The 19,460-nt window shown below is 36.2% G+C and carries 20 protein-coding genes; 9 read left to right on the forward strand and 11 right to left on the reverse strand.

All coding sequences use genetic code 11. The features are described 5' to 3' along the window. Positions 1-92: 92 nt before the first annotated feature. The 5 genes from AC0L5Q_RS13220 to cyaY all read right to left on the reverse strand — a co-directional run bounded on the left by AC0L5Q_RS13220 (position 93) and on the right by cyaY (position 4,978). Positions 93-1,277, reverse strand: a complete 1,185-nt coding sequence (locus AC0L5Q_RS13220) for a heme biosynthesis HemY N-terminal domain-containing protein (RefSeq protein WP_473609302.1) — start codon at positions 1,275-1,277, stop codon at positions 93-95. Beyond that, positions 1,277-2,845, reverse strand: a complete 1,569-nt coding sequence (locus AC0L5Q_RS13225) for a uroporphyrinogen-III C-methyltransferase (protein ID WP_473609307.1) — start codon at positions 2,843-2,845, stop codon at positions 1,277-1,279. The genes AC0L5Q_RS13220 and AC0L5Q_RS13225 overlap by 1 nt, the downstream gene beginning before the upstream one ends. 1 nt (position 2,846) lies before the next feature. Next, positions 2,847-3,602: a uroporphyrinogen-III synthase gene (locus AC0L5Q_RS13230; RefSeq protein WP_473609311.1), complete on the reverse strand. Its 756-nt coding sequence runs from the start codon at positions 3,600-3,602 to the stop codon at positions 2,847-2,849. Continuing rightward, a complete protein-coding gene (gene hemC, locus AC0L5Q_RS13235; protein WP_473609315.1) occupies positions 3,589-4,533 on the reverse strand; it encodes a hydroxymethylbilane synthase in 945 nt (314 codons plus the stop codon). Before hemC ends, AC0L5Q_RS13230 begins: the two co-directional genes overlap by 14 nt. 124 nt (positions 4,534-4,657) lie before the next feature. Further along, a complete protein-coding gene (gene cyaY, locus AC0L5Q_RS13240; RefSeq protein WP_473609318.1) occupies positions 4,658-4,978 on the reverse strand; it encodes an iron donor protein CyaY in 321 nt (106 codons plus the stop codon). Positions 4,979-5,080: 102 nt separating this feature from the next. Between cyaY and lptM the strand changes: the two genes are divergently transcribed. Genes lptM through uvrD form a run of 6 tightly spaced genes read left to right on the forward strand, consistent with a single transcriptional unit; the run spans position 5,081 to position 11,087 of the window. Further along, positions 5,081-5,227, forward strand: coding sequence for an LPS translocon maturation chaperone LptM (gene lptM, locus AC0L5Q_RS13245; RefSeq protein ID WP_473609322.1), 147 nt, complete (start codon positions 5,081-5,083; stop codon positions 5,225-5,227). 43 nt (positions 5,228-5,270) lie between these two features. Beyond that, positions 5,271-6,515 (forward strand): diaminopimelate decarboxylase, encoded by a 1,245-nt coding sequence (gene lysA, locus AC0L5Q_RS13250; RefSeq protein ID WP_473609326.1) that lies wholly within the window; start codon positions 5,271-5,273, stop codon positions 6,513-6,515. Positions 6,516-6,566: 51 nt separating this feature from the next. Next, positions 6,567-7,397 carry a diaminopimelate epimerase gene (dapF, locus tag AC0L5Q_RS13255; RefSeq protein WP_473609330.1) on the forward strand — a complete coding sequence of 277 codons (831 nt, stop codon included), beginning with the start codon at positions 6,567-6,569 and terminating at the stop codon, positions 7,395-7,397. After that, on the forward strand, positions 7,394-8,122 hold the full coding sequence (locus AC0L5Q_RS13260) for a DUF484 family protein (RefSeq protein WP_473609333.1): 729 nt from the start codon (positions 7,394-7,396) through the stop codon (positions 8,120-8,122). The genes dapF and AC0L5Q_RS13260 overlap by 4 nt, the downstream gene beginning before the upstream one ends. Further along, entirely contained in the window at positions 8,122-8,868 is a 747-nt protein-coding gene (locus AC0L5Q_RS13265) for an HAD-IA family hydrolase (RefSeq protein WP_473609336.1), read from the forward strand. The genes AC0L5Q_RS13260 and AC0L5Q_RS13265 overlap by 1 nt, the downstream gene beginning before the upstream one ends. A gap of 44 nt (positions 8,869-8,912) precedes the next feature. Then, a complete protein-coding gene (uvrD, locus tag AC0L5Q_RS13270) occupies positions 8,913-11,087 on the forward strand; it encodes a DNA helicase II (RefSeq protein ID WP_473609339.1) in 2,175 nt (724 codons plus the stop codon). Positions 11,088-11,143: 56 nt separating this feature from the next. Here uvrD and AC0L5Q_RS13275 read toward each other — a convergent pair whose 3' ends face one another. Next, a complete protein-coding gene (locus AC0L5Q_RS13275) occupies positions 11,144-11,599 on the reverse strand; it encodes a thioesterase family protein (RefSeq protein ID WP_473609343.1) in 456 nt (151 codons plus the stop codon). 129 nt (positions 11,600-11,728) lie between these two features. Here AC0L5Q_RS13275 and recQ point away from each other — a divergent pair, with 129 nt between their 5' ends. Further along, positions 11,729-13,540, forward strand: a complete 1,812-nt coding sequence (gene recQ / locus AC0L5Q_RS13280) for a DNA helicase RecQ (protein ID WP_473618306.1) — start codon at positions 11,729-11,731, stop codon at positions 13,538-13,540. A gap of 52 nt (positions 13,541-13,592) precedes the next feature. On the opposite strand, the gene AC0L5Q_RS13285 is transcribed toward recQ, so the two are convergent. Continuing rightward, complete coding sequence (locus tag AC0L5Q_RS13285; RefSeq protein WP_473609346.1) at positions 13,593-13,892, reverse strand: c-type cytochrome; 300 nt, start codon at positions 13,890-13,892, stop codon at positions 13,593-13,595. A 157-nt stretch (positions 13,893-14,049) separates the two neighbouring features. Here AC0L5Q_RS13285 and AC0L5Q_RS13290 point away from each other — a divergent pair, with 157 nt between their 5' ends. Both AC0L5Q_RS13290 and AC0L5Q_RS13295 read left to right on the forward strand, forming a co-directional pair. Continuing rightward, complete coding sequence (locus tag AC0L5Q_RS13290; protein WP_473609350.1) at positions 14,050-14,364, forward strand: DUF3630 family protein; 315 nt, start codon at positions 14,050-14,052, stop codon at positions 14,362-14,364. Positions 14,365-14,366: 2 nt separating this feature from the next. Beyond that, positions 14,367-14,840, forward strand: a complete 474-nt coding sequence (locus tag AC0L5Q_RS13295; protein WP_473609354.1) for a 2-thiouracil desulfurase family protein — start codon at positions 14,367-14,369, stop codon at positions 14,838-14,840. 8 nt (positions 14,841-14,848) lie between these two features. Here AC0L5Q_RS13295 and AC0L5Q_RS13300 read toward each other — a convergent pair whose 3' ends face one another. From AC0L5Q_RS13300 to AC0L5Q_RS13315, 4 genes are all read right to left on the reverse strand, one after another. Continuing rightward, the gene (locus AC0L5Q_RS13300) at positions 14,849-15,820 is read right to left on the reverse strand and encodes a GGDEF domain-containing protein (protein ID WP_473609358.1); all 972 of its coding nucleotides are present in this window, start codon (positions 15,818-15,820) and stop codon (positions 14,849-14,851) included. A 224-nt stretch (positions 15,821-16,044) separates the two neighbouring features. Beyond that, positions 16,045-17,055, reverse strand: a complete 1,011-nt coding sequence (hemB, locus tag AC0L5Q_RS13305; RefSeq protein ID WP_473609361.1) for a porphobilinogen synthase — start codon at positions 17,053-17,055, stop codon at positions 16,045-16,047. Positions 17,056-17,069: 14 nt separating this feature from the next. Then, a complete protein-coding gene (locus tag AC0L5Q_RS13310) occupies positions 17,070-18,587 on the reverse strand; it encodes a sensor domain-containing diguanylate cyclase (protein ID WP_473609365.1) in 1,518 nt (505 codons plus the stop codon). Continuing rightward, entirely contained in the window at positions 18,587-19,375 is a 789-nt protein-coding gene (locus AC0L5Q_RS13315) for a TatD family hydrolase (RefSeq protein ID WP_473609369.1), read from the reverse strand. Before AC0L5Q_RS13315 ends, AC0L5Q_RS13310 begins: the two co-directional genes overlap by 1 nt. Positions 19,376-19,460 lie beyond the last annotated feature (85 nt).

Genomic DNA, 19,460 nt, shown 5'->3' on the forward strand with positions numbered 1-19,460 from the left:
TGACTATTAATAAGGGAATATGCACACCAGTAAATCAGATACAAAAAAGGCCAGTAATATACTGACCTTTCAATAACATCTGTAAGCGTTGATTAATGCAACCTAGCGTAAACCTGTGCTGCTTTTTCAAACTGCTCACGTTGTTGTAATATTTTAGCAAAAGCAATCAAGTCGACTTTGTCGTATTGAATCTCACCCAAGTTAACTAAGCTATTAAACGCTTTTTCGGCCATATCCCATTGTTTACTTGAAACGGCTAAATGAGCTAAACAACTTAACCATAAGCCATTTTGTGGATCTTTGTGTAAATGCTTTTGCACTACAGCAATAAGTTCATCCGCTGCTCTTAACGGTAAGCTGCGCATTTGTTGTAAAAAGGTTTTATCTGTTCCTTTTTTAACAACAGGCAGTAATATTTTATTTAATGGTTGTATTATATTTTGCTCTGCAAGTACTTTACAATAAGCCATAACAACAACTTCACGCTGTTTGACTTTACTTGGTAAGTTGTTCCAGTAACGAGAAAGTTCTTCCGCATTTTTTTCAAGAACTAGCTGGTTAAACGCCCCGTAAAAAGCTGTTTCTTCCCATTGTGTAATGGTTTGTTCTGTTATTGTTTTTTGCTTACGAGCCAGCACTAAAGATTCAACAGCAGCAATAAAACGTTTTTCAATTAACATTAAGTTGATGTCTAATGAGAGCAAACGAGCGTCGTGACCAATAAATTTATGATGTTCATCAATTAAAGCACGTGCTTTTTCAAAATCATTTTGTTCAATGTGCAATTTTATAGTCACAAGTACTGACTCTAAATTACCATTTTTGACATTGTTACCAATACTGTCTAATAACCCCAAATAGTGTTGCGTATTCGAACGTAATGCTTGTTTAGATGCAGCAGATGAGGCAAGTAAATATCCAACACGTTGTTGTTGAGCGGGTTCTGCACTTTTAGCAAATAAATGCTCAGCTTGTACGTAATCTTCTAAAATGTAGGCCGCTACTGCTTTTTCAAAATCTTTAACTCCACGACGTTTACTCGCAAAGGCCAATTTATTCCATGTACCTAAGCTGAACCTAAAACCCCCTCGTAAAAGAATAAAGAGTAAGATAAGAATAAGAAAAACAAATAAGATCCAAAACATTGCCGTGTACATAGTAAGTTCGTAAATCATGCCACCCATAGCAATAGAGATGTAGCCAGGATCGTCAATTAACATTGGCGCAAACGCGATAAAGGTAAAAAATATTAATAACAGAACACCGAGTTTTTTCATTACGCTGCCTCGCTTACTTTAGCTGCTTGTTCAGCGCTTTTTTCTATAACTTCGTCTTGTATATTTTTAGGTGAGTTATCGATAGTTTTAGGACTTTCTACGTTATTAGATTTAACTTCAGGTTGAATGTTTTTTTCTACATCTTTAATTTTTTCATTTACGTTTTCTTTTGTTTCATCAATCGTTTCTATCACTTCTTTTTTTAGTGACTTAACAGGCGGTTTAACCGACTGTTGATCCGCCAATACTTGTCTAATGGCTTTTAAAGAAACAAATTTATGATTTGTATTTACGGAAATTATTTTCCCTTTTAAGCTTTCGATTGACTCGATAAAGGCTTTGTTTTTTACATCATTTAAATCAAAGTATTGCGTTAACCACGCTTGCGCATCGTTTAACGATTTAATAAATATGTCATGCTTACCTTTACTTACGGCCCACTGTGCTACTTGTAGTTTAAGGTTTAAATTTTCTTTTAAATGCTGACGTTGCTCTGCAGGTAAAATAGGCTCTAATTCACCCACCTTGCTGTGTACTACAACAAACGTCTGCATGAATCTATCCCACGTTTTCGCCATATTTTCGCGCCAGTCAGATACATTTTCTGATAATGTAAAGCGGTCTGTATTTTCAGCTTCTCGAGCAACAGTCAAGGTAATTAAAGGTAACGACTGTACCTGTTCGCCTAACGCCATTAACGACAAAATGGTTTGTTCTGTTTCAAGCTTAGGTATTAATTTTAATGCTTCAATATCTTGATAAATAAGCTGACGAATAGGTAATATTTGAGGATCATTTAATTCAGTAATACGTGCATCAGCATCTTGTAATAAACCAATTGCTGCGGTTGTGTCTTTTTCTAACCATAAGGTACGGGCAGCAATTCGCACTAAGTATTCAGCTTCATGTACTAACCAATCGGTTGGTTGATTTTCACTAAACTTTTCAACCATTTGATTAAGCTTTTCAATATTTTCTTGTGTTTCTTGTTTCATGTTATTAGCTGAATCAGTAAATTGCATCGCAAGATTTTTTTCTTGAGCTTGCAAGGTTTTCATTATTTTTTCTTGCGCTAATAGATTGCTTTTCGCTGTATCACTTTTAACTTGTTGTAACTGAGAAATAATTTCTGTTTGCTGTTGAACATGCCAAAAATAAAGTAACACAACACCCACTACGGCAATTAAACCAATAAGAAAAGATAAAATAGCCAGTTTAGATATTTTTGATGGCGCTTCTGAGCGAGATTCTGGTTTCATAGTTTGTTTTGCTTGTTCTGAGGAAGATTTAGGTGATGGTGTTTTTGTTACTGTCTTTTTATCACTTACTGGCGGTTCAATCGCTTTGTCTGCTGAACCTTTGCTATCAGCTTTATCAATTTTGGTTTCTGATTCACTGCTTTTGATAGCGTCGGTGCTATTAGACATATTAACCGATACTTTAGTTTGAGGTACATTTGAAGATGAACTGTCAGCAGACTTTTGAGCAGATTTAGTAATAGTATTCGCCTTGCTGGCAGATTCTTTTGCATTATCACTATTTTTAGACGTTGGCTTATCGGTCATCATCTTATTCCATGTTATTTGTTACATCAGATGTTATTACTTTAGAAATAGCATTATCGTTAGCGCCGTTAGCATTAATTACATGCCGAAAACCTAAGGCCTTTGCATTTTGTGCAATACGCTCACTTGCTACCACCCAATAACAAGCGGTTTGCCAATATCCATCTGATCGATTAATTAATTGTACTATGTTTTGTAATATAGCGTCACTAGTTATCACCATACAATTAATATGGTGATTTCGCCAATGTTGTTCGATATTGCTGGGTAATTGTCGCCAAATGCGTTGATACGCTTCAAAATAGGTTACATTCGCGTTTCTAGCTTTAAGAGAGTCAGCCAAATGTTCACGTCCGCCATCTCCTCGTACAATAATGATGTCTTGGCCGGTAATATTTTGTAGTTCAGCGAAAGCCAGTAAACCTTCGCTAGTTTGAATTGTAGGAGATTTTGCTTCTACATTAATTGCTTTTAATGCTTGTGCGGTTGCAGTACCTACGGCAAAAAATTGTCGAGCAGGCCAAGATGACAGGGTATAAAGTTTATTTGCATAAGTAACGGCTGAAACACTAATAAAAATAACAATGGGCTGTTGAACTTGCCTTAATAGTTTGTGTAGTGTTTCTTGATTATCGTTACCTTGGTAATCAAACATAGGCTGACAAAGTGAATTGACACCAAGTTTGTCTAGCTTGTTAGCTAACACTCGCCCTTCATTTTCAGGACGAGTGATCAGTACATTAACGTTATTGATCGGCATATACCTGTTGTAATATTTTATCAGCACCTTGCGCTAATAATTTTTGCGCTAATGTATTACCTAACGTTTCAGCTTGTTCAATAGGACCGCGGATCTCGCTATGTAATATTGTGCTGCCATCAACAGCCCCAACTAAACCACGTAAATAAAGCACGGGTTCAGATGAGTTTTGCTCTAAAACAGCATAGCTCCCAATAGGTACTTGGCAACCACCTTCTAACGCTCTATTCATTGATCTTTCAGCGAGTACTCGAATACGCGTTTCTTTACATTCAAGTGGAGCAAGTAGCGCTTTAATCTTTTCGTCATCAGTTCTACATTCAATACCTACAGCACCTTGGCCATTAGCAGGTAGCATAAGTTCTGGCGCTATATATTCTTTTATGCGCTCTGGCATTTCTAATCTGATCAAGCCAGCTGCGGCAAGTATTATTGCGTCGTACTCACCATCATCTAATTTTTTCAAACGTGTATTCACGTTACCGCGTAAGTCTCTGATCACTAAATCAGGACGCATTGCTTTAATTTGACACTGTCGACGTAAACTTGAAGTACCGACAATAGCGCCAGCAGGTAACGATTCGAAATTGGTGATAGTATTTGAAACAAAAGCATCACGTGGATCTTCTCGTGGGCAAATAACTTCTAAACCAAGTCCTTCAGGAAATTCTACCGGAACATCTTTCATTGAGTGAACAGCAATATCAGCACGATCTTCTAACATAGCCACTTCAAGTTCTTTTACAAACAAGCCCTTACCACCGACTTTAGCTAAAGGTGTATCTAAAATAATGTCACCTTTGGTGGTCATAGGCACAAGTTCAACGGTAATATTTTCATGAAACTTTTCAAGTTGTGCTTTTACATACTCTGCTTGCCATAAAGCTAAGGCACTTTTGCGAGTTGCGATGCGTACAATATTATTGTTCATAGTTTGTTGCCTGATTTTTATATTTTGATGATCGTACTTATTTAATGTATATCTCCGTTACCAATCAAGGTGCATATTTCAGAGCATCTTGAATGGTTACGGATATGGATACCCCGAATTGAGGTTAATTAGCTTGTAATGAAATTTTAGCTTCAGCTTGCACGCTAACGGCTTCTGAAATAAATTGCCAAAATTCATCTCCACCGCGTTTATCTATCCATTGATCGTTTTCAAAATGAAAGTGATGACCATTAAATTTAGTGGCAACCCAAATTTCATGTAAAGGAGCTTGCTTATTAATGATAATTTTAGTGGTATTTTTAAATGTTAACGTGAGTAAACCACCAAAACCTTCATAATCAATATCGTGACCGCAATCTTCAATAGACTCTTCTACAGCCAGTAATAAATCTTCTGCTGCAATATTATATTCACTATCGTTCATTTATTGTCCTTTATACCTAATTTGGTAAATTATTTAAGATCGCTGTTATACCAATCTGATTATAAAACGTCTATCATGGGAAAAAAATCGAATTAATCAAATATGTGTAAACAAATTTCAATTATTTTGGTCTGTATTATCTCTTTGGTGGCAATTACGGGGTGCGGTATAAAAGGCCCTTTGTATCAAACACCATTAGAAAAGGTTGATCCTAATCCTCCTGAAAAGACCGAAATGAGTCAACAATAAAACAAATTTAAATATTAGCACTAGTAGAAGGTAGGAAACACCGGTGGACTTTTTTAATCGTAAAAATACATCTTTATATGCTGAAGACAGCAAAGTAACTGACATTGCAAATGCACATGGCACACCTTTATATATATATTCAAGAGCCACCATTGAAAGACATTGGAAAGCATTTGATAACGCCGCTGGTAGTCGTCCACACATTGTATGCTATGCCGTAAAAGCAAACAGTAACCTTGCCGTATTAAATGTAATGGCTCGATTAGGTTCAGGTTTTGATATTGTATCAAAAGGTGAATTAGCACGTGTTTTAGAAGCGGGCGGGGATCCTAAAAAAGTGGTATTTTCTGGTGTTGGTAAAACCTCTGATGAAATAGCGTACGCACTTGATAAAGGTATTTACTGTTTTAACGTTGAATCAGGCGCTGAGCTTGATCGCATTCAAAACGTAGCAAAATCACTCAATGTTGTTGCCCCAATTTCTTTACGTGTAAATCCAGACGTAGATGCCGGTACTCACCCTTATATTTCTACCGGATTAAAAGACAATAAGTTTGGTATTAATATTGATGATGCTGAAGCGTTTTACGTTTATGCGTCTAAGTTATCAAACATTGCAGTAAAAGGCGTTGATTGTCATATTGGTTCTCAAATCACAGAAGTTGCACCTTTTCTCGATGCATTAGATCGTGTATTAGCGCTAGTAGATAAATTAGCGGCGAAAGACATCAACTTATCGCATATTGATGTAGGTGGTGGATTAGGTGTTTGTTACGACGACGAAAAACCACCACATCCAGAACAATACGCAAAAGCCATTGCCGATAAATTAGAAGGTCGTGAAATAACGCTAATATTTGAACCGGGTCGCGCTATTATGGCGAATGCCGGCATATTAGTTACTGAAGTTGAGTTTTTAAAATCAAACGAAGAGTTAAATTTCGCTATTGTCGATGCAGCAATGAATGACTTAATCAGACCGTCATTATACTCAGCATGGCAAGCGATTATTCCTGTTGAACAAAGAGATACACCAACGAAAACTTATGACATAGTGGGTCCTATTTGTGAAACAGGTGATTTCTTAGGTAAAAAACGTGAGCTAGCGATTGAAGCAGGCGATTTACTCGCTATACGTTCATCAGGTGCTTATGGTTTTACCATGAGCTCTAACTACAACAGTCGACCTCGTGTGGCTGAAATTATGGTAGACGGTGAAGACGTTCATGTGGTCCGTAAACGCGAAACAATAGAACAACTTTGGCAAGGCGAATCATTGCTTCCTTAAGCATAAACAGTTCATTGAAAAAACAGAATTAGTAATGAGAATAATAAGTAAATGCTTGTAAATTTTTCAAAAATGCATGGTTTAGGTAACGATTTTTTAGTACTAGACAACGTTACCCAAAATGTTTATTTGTCGAACGAACAAATAAAACAACTTGCCGATCGTAACTTTGGTGTAGGCTTCGACCAACTTTTGGTTGTAGAGCCTCCTTACGACCCCGATTTAGACTTTCACTACCGTATATACAATGCAGATGGTAGTGAAGTAGGTCAATGTGGGAATGGCGCACGTTGTTTTGCTCGGTTTGTTAGATTAAAAAACTTAACCAATAAAAACAAAATTAAGGTTTCAACTCAATCAGGCAAAATGACCCTGTTTGTTGAACGCGACGGAAACGTTACGGTAAGCATGCCAGTACCACAATTTGAGCCAAACAAAATACCTTTTACGGCTCAAAAAGCTGAAGGCACTTATATTTTACGCTGCGACGACGAAACTGTTTTATGTGGTGCTGTTTCTATGGGTAACCCTCATTGTGTGATCACAGTTGATTCAGTTAAAGATGCTCCACTTGAAACATTAGGTAAAGCCCTTTCAGTTCATGAACGTTTTCCTGAAGACGTTAATGTAGGTTTTATGGAAGTGGTTTCACCTGAGTTTATAAAACTACGCGTTTATGAACGTGGTGCCGCAGAAACATTAGCCTGTGGCAGCGGCGCATGTGCAGCCGTAGTGATTGGACAAACACAAAAAAAATTAGCAAAAGAAGTTACTGTAGAATTACCCGGAGGCCAATTAAAAATATTTTGGAAAGGCCCGGGTAACCCTGTAAAAATGACAGGTCCTGCGGTTCATGTTTTTGATGGACAATTACATTTATGAGTTCAGATAAGAGTTCAAGCACTAATAATAAAATAACTAAGGCTAATTTAATGCAATCTGCAGAACTAATACTTTCAGATGATATTGTGGTGAGTTATTTACAAGACAATCCTGAAATTTTCGCACGACATCCTGAGTTATTAACCAGCATACGCCTTGCTGATCATCAACGAGGAACCGTTTCTTTAGTTGAGCGCCAGCAACAACAACTGAGATTAAAAATTCATTCGTTAGAAGATGAAATTACACAATTAATGTCTATTGCGAATAACAACGAGCAGCTGTTTTCATTGTATAGCGACTTATACCTTCGCTTACTTGATTGCACCTCGGCGAATGAATTACTGGATTGTTTATTTCAAGCAACGACAGAACTCTTATCGTTATCAAATTTAAAATTATGGTTAGCAAAACCAATAGCAGTTGAGCACCACAGCTTAATTAAAAATGACTGTGGCGGTATTATTCAAAATAGGCTAGGTAAAGACGACTACTATTTTGGACGCTTGCAGCAAAGCGAACAAGAACTCGTGTTTTCACAAGCAACTGAAGGTTCTGTAGTACTTGTGAAGTTAGAACACCAGAATGAAGTGTTAGGATTTTTAGCTATTAGCAGTGCTGATGCTGAACATTTTGATCCTAGAATGGACACATTGTTACTAAGCCAATTTAAAAAGCTAGTAGCCAAACTACTTAAGCAACATTTAACCTTTAAAGAAGTTTAATGAAATTTTATCGTCGACTAGCCCCTTTTAAAGCCATAAGTTTTGATTTAGACGATACGCTATATAGCAATCATCCCATCATGCAGGTAACAGGTAGTGCTATGGTTGCTTATTTTCAAAAAGAGTTACCTAAATTACTTGAAAATACTACCGATATACAAGCTGAGTACGACATCAATTTTTGGTCGCCATACAAAAATAAAGCCATCGCTTTTAACGCAGAGCTAACACACGATGTTTCAGCCTTAAGAATTGAAAGCTACTATTTGGGGTTGATTGATTTAGGTATAGCGAAAAAACAAGCTCGTCAAGCAGCAGAAAAAGCGTTAGCACATTTTGATTTTCACCGAAGCAACTTTAGCGTACCTAACAACATACATAACTTATTATCTGCACTTACTAAAAAATGGCCCTTAATTGCCATCAGTAATGGTAATGTAAACACCCATACTATTGAACTTAATCAATATTTTAGTGCGGTATATCATGCAGGTGGGCAAAGTTCAGGTAAGCAAAATAGACAAAAGCCGTGTTCAGATATGTTTGATAATGCTTGTAATCATTTAAACATACATCCTTCTGAGCTTTTGCATATAGGTGATTGTGGAAAGGCTGATATTTTAGGCGGTATATTAGCTGGCTGCCAAACCGCTTGGGTATCTAGTTTTAATGTAGGTAAACCTTTATCTATTTTGCCTCATCTTGAATTATCTGATGTAGAAGAACTACATCAATTTTTATTATAAAAAGCCTTACGCTTTTTTAACTTTATCAATAATTTGGTTTATCTATGGATGTTTCTCAATTACTCGACTCGTTAAACGAAAAACAGCGTGACGTTGTCGCTGCTCCGCTACAAAATATGCTGGTACTCGCGGGAGCTGGTAGTGGAAAAACGCGTGTACTCGTACAACGTATTGCTTGGCTTATGCAAGTTGAAAACGCATCGTCTCATAGTATTTTAGCGGTAACCTTTACCAATAAAGCCGCAGCCGAAATGCGCGCTAGAGTAGAACAAACGGTTGGTGGTAATACCCATGGTATGTGGATAGGTACTTTCCATGGTTTAGCTCACCGCTTATTGCGCATGCATTTTCAAGAAGCAAATTTACCGCAAACTTTTCAAGTGTTAGATTCTGACGATCAATTAAGATTAGTTAAACGTATTGTTCGTTCACTCAATATTGATGAAAAAAGATACCCACCTAAACAATTACAATGGTATATCAACGGCAAGAAAGATGAAGGTATTCGTCCCCAACACATTGAAGTGTACGACGATCCTACAGAGCAAACCTTTGTAAAAGTATACAAAGGCTATCAAGATGCTTGTAACTTATCAGGTTTAGTTGATTTTGCTGAATTATTACTAAGAGCTCACGAGCTTTGGCTTAACAACCCTGTATTATTAGAACATTACCAACAACGTTTTAAACACATTTTGGTAGACGAATTTCAAGATACTAACAGTATTCAATATGCTTGGTTAAATATTTTAGGTAAAACATCAAGTAAAGTGATGATAGTCGGTGATGATGATCAATCTATTTATGGCTGGCGTGGTGCAAAAATTGAAAACATTGAACGTTTTTTAAAAGACTTTGATAACGCTCAAACCATCAAACTTGAACAAAACTACCGCTCGACCGCTAATATACTAAATGCAGCCAACCAACTCATTTCAAATAACAACAATCGCTTAGGTAAAGACCTGTGGACTGAAGACGAGTCAGGCGAAAAAATATCTATTTATACTGCCTTTAACGAAATAGATGAAGCTCGCTTTATTGCAGGCAGAATTAAAGATTGGCAAAAAGAAAATGGGTCATTAAGCGATGTAGCCATTTTATATCGAAGTAACGCACAATCGCGTTTACTCGAGGAAGCCTTACTGCAAGGTGGTTTACCATACAGAATTTATGGTGGCCAACGTTTCTTCGAACGACAAGAAATTAAAGACGCACTTGCCTATATGCGGTTAATTAATAATAGAGACGATGATGCTGCTTTTGAGCGTATTATTAATACACCTACGCGAGGTATTGGTAATCAAAGTATTTCACTAATACGAGATGCCGCTAGAAGCCTGAATGTTACCTTATGGCAAGCTTGCCAACATATGATCAACAATCAAGATCTCAAAGGTAGAAGTGCAAAAGTTATTACTCACTTTGTTGAGCTTATTAATCAACTTGAAGATGACTCATGTAATTTAAATTTAGACCAACAAGCTAATTTTGTTATAAAAAATAGTGGTCTAAAAGCTATGTATCAAGCCGAAAAAGGCGAACGAGCAGAAGCACGAATTGAAAACTTAAATGAGCTAGTCACCGCTTGCCAAACCTTTGAAGTTGATCCTGAATTAGAAGAAGAGCAAACAAAACTGACTTCTTTTTTAACTCACGCAGCACTTGAATCAGGCGAATCTCAAGCTGATGAATATGAGTCAGCAGTGCAATTAATGACTATGCATTCAGCTAAAGGATTAGAATTTCCATTAGTGTTTATTGCCGGCTTAGAAGAAGGCATGTTTCCTTCTCAACAATCGGTTGAAGAAATAGGGCGCTTAGAAGAAGAAAGACGCTTATGTTACGTCGGTATGACTCGCGCTATGCAGAAGTTATACTTATGTCATGCAGAAAGCCGACGTTTATATGGTCAAGAAAAGTATCACAAACCGAGCCGATTCTTAAGAGAATTACCTAACGAATGTACAGAAGAAATACGCTTGCAAAATCAAGTATCTCGACCAGCAAGTACAGGTAAATTTTCAAACACCTTTACCACTGAAACCTTCGACAACACAGGATTTTCATTAGGCCAGTCTGTTATGCACGCAAAATTTGGTGAAGGTGTTGTACTTAACTATGAAGGTTCAGGTGCGCAAAGCCGTATACAAGTTAACTTTGCTGATGTAGGTAGTAAATGGTTAGTTGTCGCTTACGCAAATTTACAAGCGCTTTAAGTGAATATCAGCTTCGTATTAAGTTTATCTCTATTTATACCCGAAGCTGATATAGCTCAACCCACCATGTAAGTTCCGGTGCCAAACGCTATATGTTCACCTTTTTCATTATGCATTTCCATTCTAGCTACCGCGACTTTTGTACCACCTCTAATAATACGAGCAGTCACAATAAATTCTTTTCCTCTACCCGGTATCAAGTAGTCAGTTCTTAAATCAATAGTACCCAATTTACTTAAGCTGTCATGTACCATTTCAGGAGAGGTTAATTCTAACCCATCAAGAATATTAGCTGCAGCTACAACGCCTCCAGCTAAATCTAAAGCTGCCGCAGTAACGCCGCCATGCAAGATTTTTTGAATAGGATTACCAATGAGTTTATCTTGCCATAAAAATCTTACTTCCGATTGCTTACTATCAAACTGAGTAATATTAAGACCCAATAATTGATTAAAAGGCATTTTTTCATTCCAAAACTCTATTACTTGTAAAGCTATTGTTTTATTAACCATAAACTCATCTGACCTCTTGGTTTGTTATTTAGATTAGCAAATAAATCATGACGGAACAAAATAATTCTCTACCATTGGCTCCAGCTGCGTTAAAATACAATTCTTATCATTACACTGAAGAATAATGTTATCAACAACGCTGAACCGAGCATATCAACCTCTGTACTACTCGATACGTTAAAACATAATTTTGGTTATCAATCTTTTCGTCAAGGACAGGAAGATATTATCCAACAACTGTTTATGGGTAGAGATAGCCTTGTTTTAATGCCAACAGGTGGCGGAAAATCCATGTGCTACCAGTTACCAGCAATTTTATTACCCGGTGTAACTATTGTCATATCGCCTTTAATCGCCTTAATGAAAGATCAAGTTGATAGCTTAACGCTACAAGGAATTTCAGCCGCTTATATTAATTCAAGCTTAGATCAAACAACAATAACCCAAACAATGCAGGCTTTATATCAAGGAAAAATAAAACTCTTATACATAGCTCCTGAACGGTTAAATAGTTACTATTTTAGACAAGAGTTAATGCAACTTAACATTAGTTTATTTGCCATTGATGAAGCCCACTGTATTTCACAATGGGGACACGATTTTCGACCTGCCTACACAAAATTAAATACCATTAAACAAAGCTTCCCTTATGTGCCGGTTATGGCACTTACTGCAACAGCAGATGTAACTACACGAAAAGATATATTGGCTCAATTAGATTTAGTTAACCCTTATATTCATCTTGATAGTTTTGATCGTCCTAACATTCGCTTAACCATGGCCGAAAAGTATAACGGCGAACAACAGTTACTGGGCTATATCAAAAAACGACGTGATGAATGTGGCATTATTTATTGTAATAGCCGTTGGCAAGTTGAAAAAATTTCAAAGTATTTAGGTAATTCAGGTATTAATTGTGCGGCTTACCATGCAGGCATGGAAGTTGAAATAAGAAATACCGTCCAAGACTCTTTCGCTAAAGATAATATTCAAGTCGTTGTTGCCACCATAGCTTTTGGTTTAGGGATTAACAAATCAAACATCCGTTATGTTATTCATTTTGAACCACCTAAAACGCTAGAATCTTATTATCAAGAAATAGGTCGAGCTGGACGAGATGGGTTAGAAGCAGAAGCCTTGTTTTTGTATGACGCTAAAGACGTAGAACGCATCAAAAAGCGCATTAGTGAAGGCGAAAACGAACAAAGAGTCAATGTAGAGCTACAACGCTTTCAAGCCATGATTGGCTTCTTTGATGCTCAAACCTGCAGAAGACAAGTCGTTTTGAACTACTTTGCTGAATATACACAAAAACGCTGTGGAAACTGTGATATTTGTTTAGATCCTCCCAGTTTATTTGACGCTTCTATAGAGGCTCAAAAAGTACTTTCATGTGTTTATCGTATTCAACAGCAGGGCGATATAGAACATGTAATTGATGTATTAAGAGGTGAACACACGCTAGCCATTAAACAAAAACAACATGATCAAGTTTCCACCTTTGGTATAGGACAAGAAAAAGCACCTGGTTATTGGTTTTCAATTGTTAGGCAACTTATTCATTTAGGTTTTTTACAACAAGATATATCTCAACAATCAGCCCTTTGTTTAACTGAAGCATCAAGATCCGTATTAAAAGCTGAAGAACCACTTATGCTCGCTTCGCCAAGACTACAAAAAGCAAGTTATTGGAAAAGAGATAAACCTAATCAAACATACGACAGAGTATTGTTTGCTAAATTACGTTCACTGAGAAAAGAGATTGCCGACGCTGAAGATATTGCTCCTTTCATTGTATTTAGTGATGCTACACTCTCAGAATTAGCCAAAGCTAAACCTCTTAATTCTAGAGATATGCTAGCAATAAGTGGTATTGGTGATACTAAATTAGCAAGGTATGGCCAGCCATTTTTAGAACTGATCCAACAGCACAATAATTAGGATATAAAAAAAGCGCCAGAAGGCGCTTTTCATATTAATTGGTACACAAAGCTTATTTTAAACTTGCGTAGTATGCTGCAACGTTTTCAATATCAGCATCAGATAAACCCATAGCCATCGGAGCCATAACAGGATCTTTACGGTTGCCCGATTTAAAATCTTTTAATTGCTTAGCGATATAGGCTTCTTTTTGCCCAGCTAGGTTAGGGTACATAGGAACAGCAGAAACCCCCATAGCTCCGTGACAAGCTGCACACATAGCAGTTTTCGATTTACCAGCAGCAATATCACCCGCAAAGACAGGAGATGCCATTAGTGCTGTTAATGCAACAGCTATAGTCAATTTTTTCATATATTTATCTCTCTAAACTTAAGTATGTTGATATTATTACTTAGACTACATTGATTATAGAAAAAAATATATCGATTATCTTAAGTTTTTTAGAGTAAGATCTTTGTCAATATTGAATTTATCTATTTTAACCCTACAAAAATGAGGGATTTAATCAATGACTATTGCTCAAACTCTTAAAATATCGTCTGTTGAATTGGTTAATCAAGCCAGTTTGCAAATTACTTTTGTTGAGAGTTGGTATCAAGAAGATATCCCTCTATTAACCTCTTTAGTATTAAACTTTCTAAAAGATCATTATCTTATTGAAACAACACAAGGAGCTGATCGAGAATACACACGTTTTAAATGGCAAAATGATTATTTTTTGCTAAATTTTGAATGTTATAGTGAGTCATGCTGGATTGAAAACGAAACGACACCTAATATCCCATTATTAAACTTAATAAAAGAAAATATAGAAGCACGTTAACGATGGAAAAAATATTTATTAGTGCCTGTTTTATGGGCGAAAATGTTAGGTACGATGGAGGCCATCAAAGTTTAACTCATCAATCTATTGAAAAATGGAAAAAAGAAAATAGATTAATCAGTGGTTGCCCCGAATGTTTAGGAGGACTTCCTGTACCAAGAGAGCCTGCAGAAATTCAGCAAAAAGACCAAAAAATCATTACTATTCAAGGTGTAGATGTAACCGATAATTTTCATGATGGCGCATTAAAAACGCTATCTGTATGTCTGAAAAATAATATCAAATTCGCTTTATTAAAAGAATCTAGTCCTTCTTGCGGTAGCAATACTATTTATAATGGGGAGTTTTCTAATACCAAAATTATGGGGCAAGGGGTTACCACTCAACTTTTAACAAAACACAATATTACCGTATTTTCAGAAAAAACACTCGATGCATTAATAGATGCAATCAATGATAGCGAAACCTACTTTTAATAGCTGAATTAAGTACTAATGGAATTTCGAGTTTTATCGATAACAGCATTAACATTTTGAGAAACATTAAATTTATTAACACCTACTGAAATAGTCATTTGCGGTAAACGAACACCTGACTTACTGCTAATAAAGCGTAATTTACCAACACCTTCCCTGATTTTTTCACCAATTTCGTAGGCTATTTGGCTATCAACTTCGGGAAGTAAAACTAAAAACTCATCTCCACCGGTTCTAACAGGTAAACCGCTACCATCAACATAGCTTTCAATTTTATTGGCTATTTTTGAAAGTAAAACATCACCTATAAGTGTGCCAAAGCGTTGTGTTATTAGGCTATATTGGTCAACATTAATAACAATTGCAGCAACACTTTTATTCGGATCTTCTTTATACCAAGCTTCAATATGTTTCGACATGGCTTTACGATTATGTAAACCGGTAAGTGGATCTAAATATATCTCTTTTCTAACGTCCTCAAGCTCTGCTTGTAACTGATTACTATGTTGCTGTACTTTTTGTAATCGCTCTATTAAGCGCTGTTGTTGTGTTTTAAATTTGATAGTTGCTTTAGTTAAGTTGCTACAGGCGTGGGTTACCTTTTCCTTATTTCCTGATTTCAAATCATTTAAATTAGTATCTAATTCAGAAATAAAGCTATCTACAGAAGTTGCTGAGTCGTTTGCATTAGTCTGCACTAAGTCTATCAAACTGCCAAATTCAGCAAGCATGTCATCTCTAAATTTACTCTGCCCCAAAATAAATTGTTGATACACAGCTTCCATGTAAAAATTATCTAATTTTTTTCCTGTAGAGAGCTGATATTTGATGGCAGCAGAAAGAGCTTTATTCGTTTGCGCAACAAATTCATAACTAACAGCATAGTTTATAGGTGTAGCCGCTAAGTACCAAAGTTGTAACTGCTTTATTGCTTGCGACAATATGATATCTGCTTGTTTAATGGAATCCTGGTATTTCATTTCAGACCTTTTTATTATTCCAATGTTTGTACTCTTATTTTATAAATAGGAGTGCAAACATATTCTTGAGCATAAACAGAAAAAGTACCACTATTAATTCAATATATTTATAAAAATCCTTAAAAACGATAGAAAGATCGCGAAACTTATCGATAAAGACAATAGCTTAAACAAGTCATATTGCGTATTTAAATTTGCTGGAAATAGAATAAGCCTTTAAAAATTTAAGAGCCTTCCTTCAACCAATAAGCAACTTTTTTAGCAAAATAGGTCAAAATCCCATCGGCTCCAGCCCGCTTAAAGGCAAGAAGCCCTTCCATAACACAAGGCTTTTCAGCTAACCAACCGTTTTGAATAGCTGCTACATGCATAGCGTATTCACCACTCACTTGATATGCGTAGGTAGGCACTTGAAAATTATCTTTAACTCTACGAACAATATCTAAATAGGGCATTCCTGGTTTCACCATAACCATATCAGCACCTTCATGAATATCTTGTGCAACTTCATGTAGAGCTTCATCGCTATTGGCAGGGTCCATTTGATATGAATATTTATTGCCCCCTTTAATATTTCCCGCAGAACCGACAGCATCTCTAAACGGCCCATAGTAATTAGACGCATATTTAGCAGAATAAGCTAAAATTTTAGTATTCACAAAACCATTTTCTTCTAGCGCTTGGCGAATAGCGCCAACCCGACCGTCCATCATATCTGACGGAGCAACAATATCAGCACCAGCTTGGGCGTGTGATACCGCTTGTTTAACTAAAATGTCTTTGGTTATTTCATTCAGCACATAGCCATTGTCGTCAATAATTCCGTCTTGGCCATGTGTTGTAAATGGATCTAAGGCAACATCAGTGATAACACCTAAGCTTGGAAATTTTGCTTTTAAAGCTTTTACTGTTCTTTGTGCTAAACCGTCAGGATTATAAGCTTCTTCAGCCATTAGTGATTTAGCATTACTCGGTGTAACAGGAAATATTGCTATAGCAGGAATACCTAGATCAACAAGCTCTTGAGCTTCTTCAAGTAATAAATCAATACTCTTTCTTTCTACACCAGGCATTGAGCTAATAGCTTCTCTTTGGTTTTCGCCTTCTAAAACAAAAACAGGGTAAATTAAATCATTAACTGTTAATTGGTTTTCAGACATTAAACGTCGAGAAAAATCATCTGCTCGCATTCTACGTAAACGACGAGCAGGGTATTGACCAAATGTGTTATTCATTTTTTTAACCTTAATTAAGACTCTGTAGTACCAGTAAGTATTTTTTTCTGTACCTGATTACGGCCATTTTTCTTAGCACTGTATAATGCTTCATCTGCTGCAGCGAAAATATTTTCAGGGGTTATATCAGGCTGCTGCCAATAAGTACTAACGCCACAACTTATAGTCATAGGTATTTCTACTCGATCAAAAACGAAAATCTCTGATTCTATAGAATCTCGTAATGTCTCAGCTAACGACATTGCACCTTTAGTATCCGTTTCAGGTAATATTAAACAAAACTCTTCCCCCCCATAACGACACCCTAAATCAGTCACACGTCCCAAAGAAGCCTTGATTTTACCTGCAACCCATATTAAACATTGATCTCCAGCAATATGGCCATGATTATCATTTACCTTTTTAAAGTGATCAATATCAATAACCACTAGACTTAAAGGGGTTAAATTACGACGGCTACGACGATATTCAGCTAATACTTTTTGGTCGTAGTAACGACGATTATATAATCCCGTCAGTTCATCGAGTGTGTTCTTTTCAGCTAATTCTTTATTCGCACTCTCAAGCTCTTGTAGAGCTATATTTAACTCTAATGTGCGCTCTTGTACTCGACTCTCTAATTTTTCTTGGCTCTCTTCTTGTAGTGTTAATAACTCAGCTTGAGCTTTTTTAGACTTGTCTAAACTTGCCAGAGCCTTTTGTTCTGCTATTTGTTTATCTTGAATTTGATAATAATATCCTCGACTCAACATAAACACAGTAATACTGCCACTTAACCAAAATGAAATTGTATACAGGTAAGGGTATTGATGATAAATATCAATACTAAAACCAAAGAGAGCAACAACATTAAGTAATGCGAAAATAAATTGAATAAAAACAAAAAGGGTAAATAAAGTCGATAAACGCTGAGATTTTTGAATTAAATAAACACCAAATATAACTAATAAGGCACTAATAGATAATTCAATATATACACTAAGGTAAATGCTAATTTTTATTGGCAACATGAAGCAGACTGGTAGGTAAAACAATAATATCCAGCACGATGATTTAATTATCCAATAAGCTTTTGTGGCGTTTACCTTAGCTTTAAAAATAAGTACCGAAAACCACATAAGTATAAGTTTAGACACTATGACTAATATAGGTACATCAATGCCGTATAGCTGATAAAAATGAGTAGAAAAAACAGTAAGAGGAAATTCTAATAGAACAGAAAGTAACATTGCACTTGATAAGAAGTACCCTGACAACAAAAGAACAGTAACCTTACCATTAGCTAAATAGATAAATAGCATAGAAAAAGCTAACGCAAAAGCCGAGCCGATAGCTAAACCATCGGTAAAACAACGGCCTTCATGTGATAAATGAGTGTTTTCTACGTTATTTAGTAGATACGAATAAGCATTTAAATGTTCTTTAACATCAGCATAATGAAATCCAATAACACCCTCAGCCATATAAATAAAGAACACGGCAAGAATAAAGGCACAAAATAGGGCTGAAGTAAGTGCTAACTTTTGAATCATTAACTATTCCCTAACCCAAAGACGCGTTGTGCGTTTTTACTCGTATATTGAATAATATCTTGTTCGGAATAATCGGTTAATCTAGCTATTTCTTCTACAACATAGCGTAAATATTTTGGTTCATTCCTACTGCTTTTGGGTTTAGGTCGTATGGTTCGAGGCGTTAAATAAGGTGCATCCGTTTCTATCATTAATCTATTTAAAGGTATTTTATTAACAATATCTCGAAGACCTTGACCTCGTCGTTCGTCACATATCCAGCCAGTTATACCAATATACATATTCGCTTCTAAACATAAATTTAATTCTTCAGCTGTACCTGTAAAGCAATGAGAAACCATGTGAGGAACGTTGGAAAAATAAGGTGTAAGAATATCAAACCATTCTTTAAATGCATCTCTTTGATGCAGAAATAAAGGAAGCTGCAATTGTTGAGCTAATTTGACTTGTTCGTGAAACACTTTTTTTTGATTAGTTGGCGTTGAAAAATTACGATTGAAATCTAAGCCACATTCACCAATGGCTTTAACATTCGACTGACTAGCTAACGATTGTAATTGTTCTAAATAATCATGAGATACATTATCTGCGTCGTGCGGGTGTACGCCAGCAGTACAAGATAAATATAGGGGGTACTTTAAACAAAGCGCTAAAGCTTTTTGGCTTTCGAACACATTTGTACCTGTTACCAACAAATGCCTCACGCCACTTTCATTAGCTTGAGATATAACCTCATCTACGTCTTTATCAAAACGATTGTTGGTTAAATTCACACCTATATCAATCAAAAAAAATACCTGCTAGCAAACAAATGAAATTTCAATTTTATGCTCTGCTTTTTTATAGTAATCAATATCTCACTTCCTTGTAAGT

The organism is Pseudocolwellia sp. G5-9, from assembly GCF_055808995.1.

Bases quoted from the DNA above. Each gene is read 5' to 3' on its own strand.
- AC0L5Q_RS13220 (WP_473609302.1), bottom strand. From the start codon at position 1,277: ATGAAAAAACTCGGTGTTCTGTTATTAATATTTTTTACCTTTATCGCG.
- AC0L5Q_RS13225 (WP_473609307.1), bottom strand. From the start codon at position 2,845: ATGATGACCGATAAGCCAACGTCTAAAAATAGTGATAATGCAAAAGAA.
- AC0L5Q_RS13230 (WP_473609311.1), bottom strand. From the start codon at position 3,602: ATGCCGATCAATAACGTTAATGTACTGATCACTCGTCCTGAAAATGAA.
- hemC (WP_473609315.1), bottom strand. From the start codon at position 4,533: ATGAACAATAATATTGTACGCATCGCAACTCGCAAAAGTGCCTTAGCT.
- cyaY (WP_473609318.1), bottom strand. From the start codon at position 4,978: ATGAACGATAGTGAATATAATATTGCAGCAGAAGATTTATTACTGGCT.
- lptM (WP_473609322.1), top strand. From the start codon at position 5,081: ATGTGTAAACAAATTTCAATTATTTTGGTCTGTATTATCTCTTTGGTG.
- dapF (WP_473609330.1), top strand. From the start codon at position 6,567: ATGCTTGTAAATTTTTCAAAAATGCATGGTTTAGGTAACGATTTTTTA.
- AC0L5Q_RS13260 (WP_473609333.1), top strand. From the start codon at position 7,394: ATGAGTTCAGATAAGAGTTCAAGCACTAATAATAAAATAACTAAGGCT.
- AC0L5Q_RS13265 (WP_473609336.1), top strand. From the start codon at position 8,122: ATGAAATTTTATCGTCGACTAGCCCCTTTTAAAGCCATAAGTTTTGAT.
- uvrD (WP_473609339.1), top strand. From the start codon at position 8,913: ATGGATGTTTCTCAATTACTCGACTCGTTAAACGAAAAACAGCGTGAC.
- AC0L5Q_RS13275 (WP_473609343.1), bottom strand. From the start codon at position 11,599: ATGGTTAATAAAACAATAGCTTTACAAGTAATAGAGTTTTGGAATGAA.
- AC0L5Q_RS13285 (WP_473609346.1), bottom strand. From the start codon at position 13,892: ATGAAAAAATTGACTATAGCTGTTGCATTAACAGCACTAATGGCATCT.
- AC0L5Q_RS13290 (WP_473609350.1), top strand. From the start codon at position 14,050: ATGACTATTGCTCAAACTCTTAAAATATCGTCTGTTGAATTGGTTAAT.
- AC0L5Q_RS13295 (WP_473609354.1), top strand. From the start codon at position 14,367: ATGGAAAAAATATTTATTAGTGCCTGTTTTATGGGCGAAAATGTTAGG.
- AC0L5Q_RS13300 (WP_473609358.1), bottom strand. From the start codon at position 15,820: ATGAAATACCAGGATTCCATTAAACAAGCAGATATCATATTGTCGCAA.
- hemB (WP_473609361.1), bottom strand. From the start codon at position 17,055: ATGAATAACACATTTGGTCAATACCCTGCTCGTCGTTTACGTAGAATG.
- AC0L5Q_RS13310 (WP_473609365.1), bottom strand. From the start codon at position 18,587: ATGATTCAAAAGTTAGCACTTACTTCAGCCCTATTTTGTGCCTTTATT.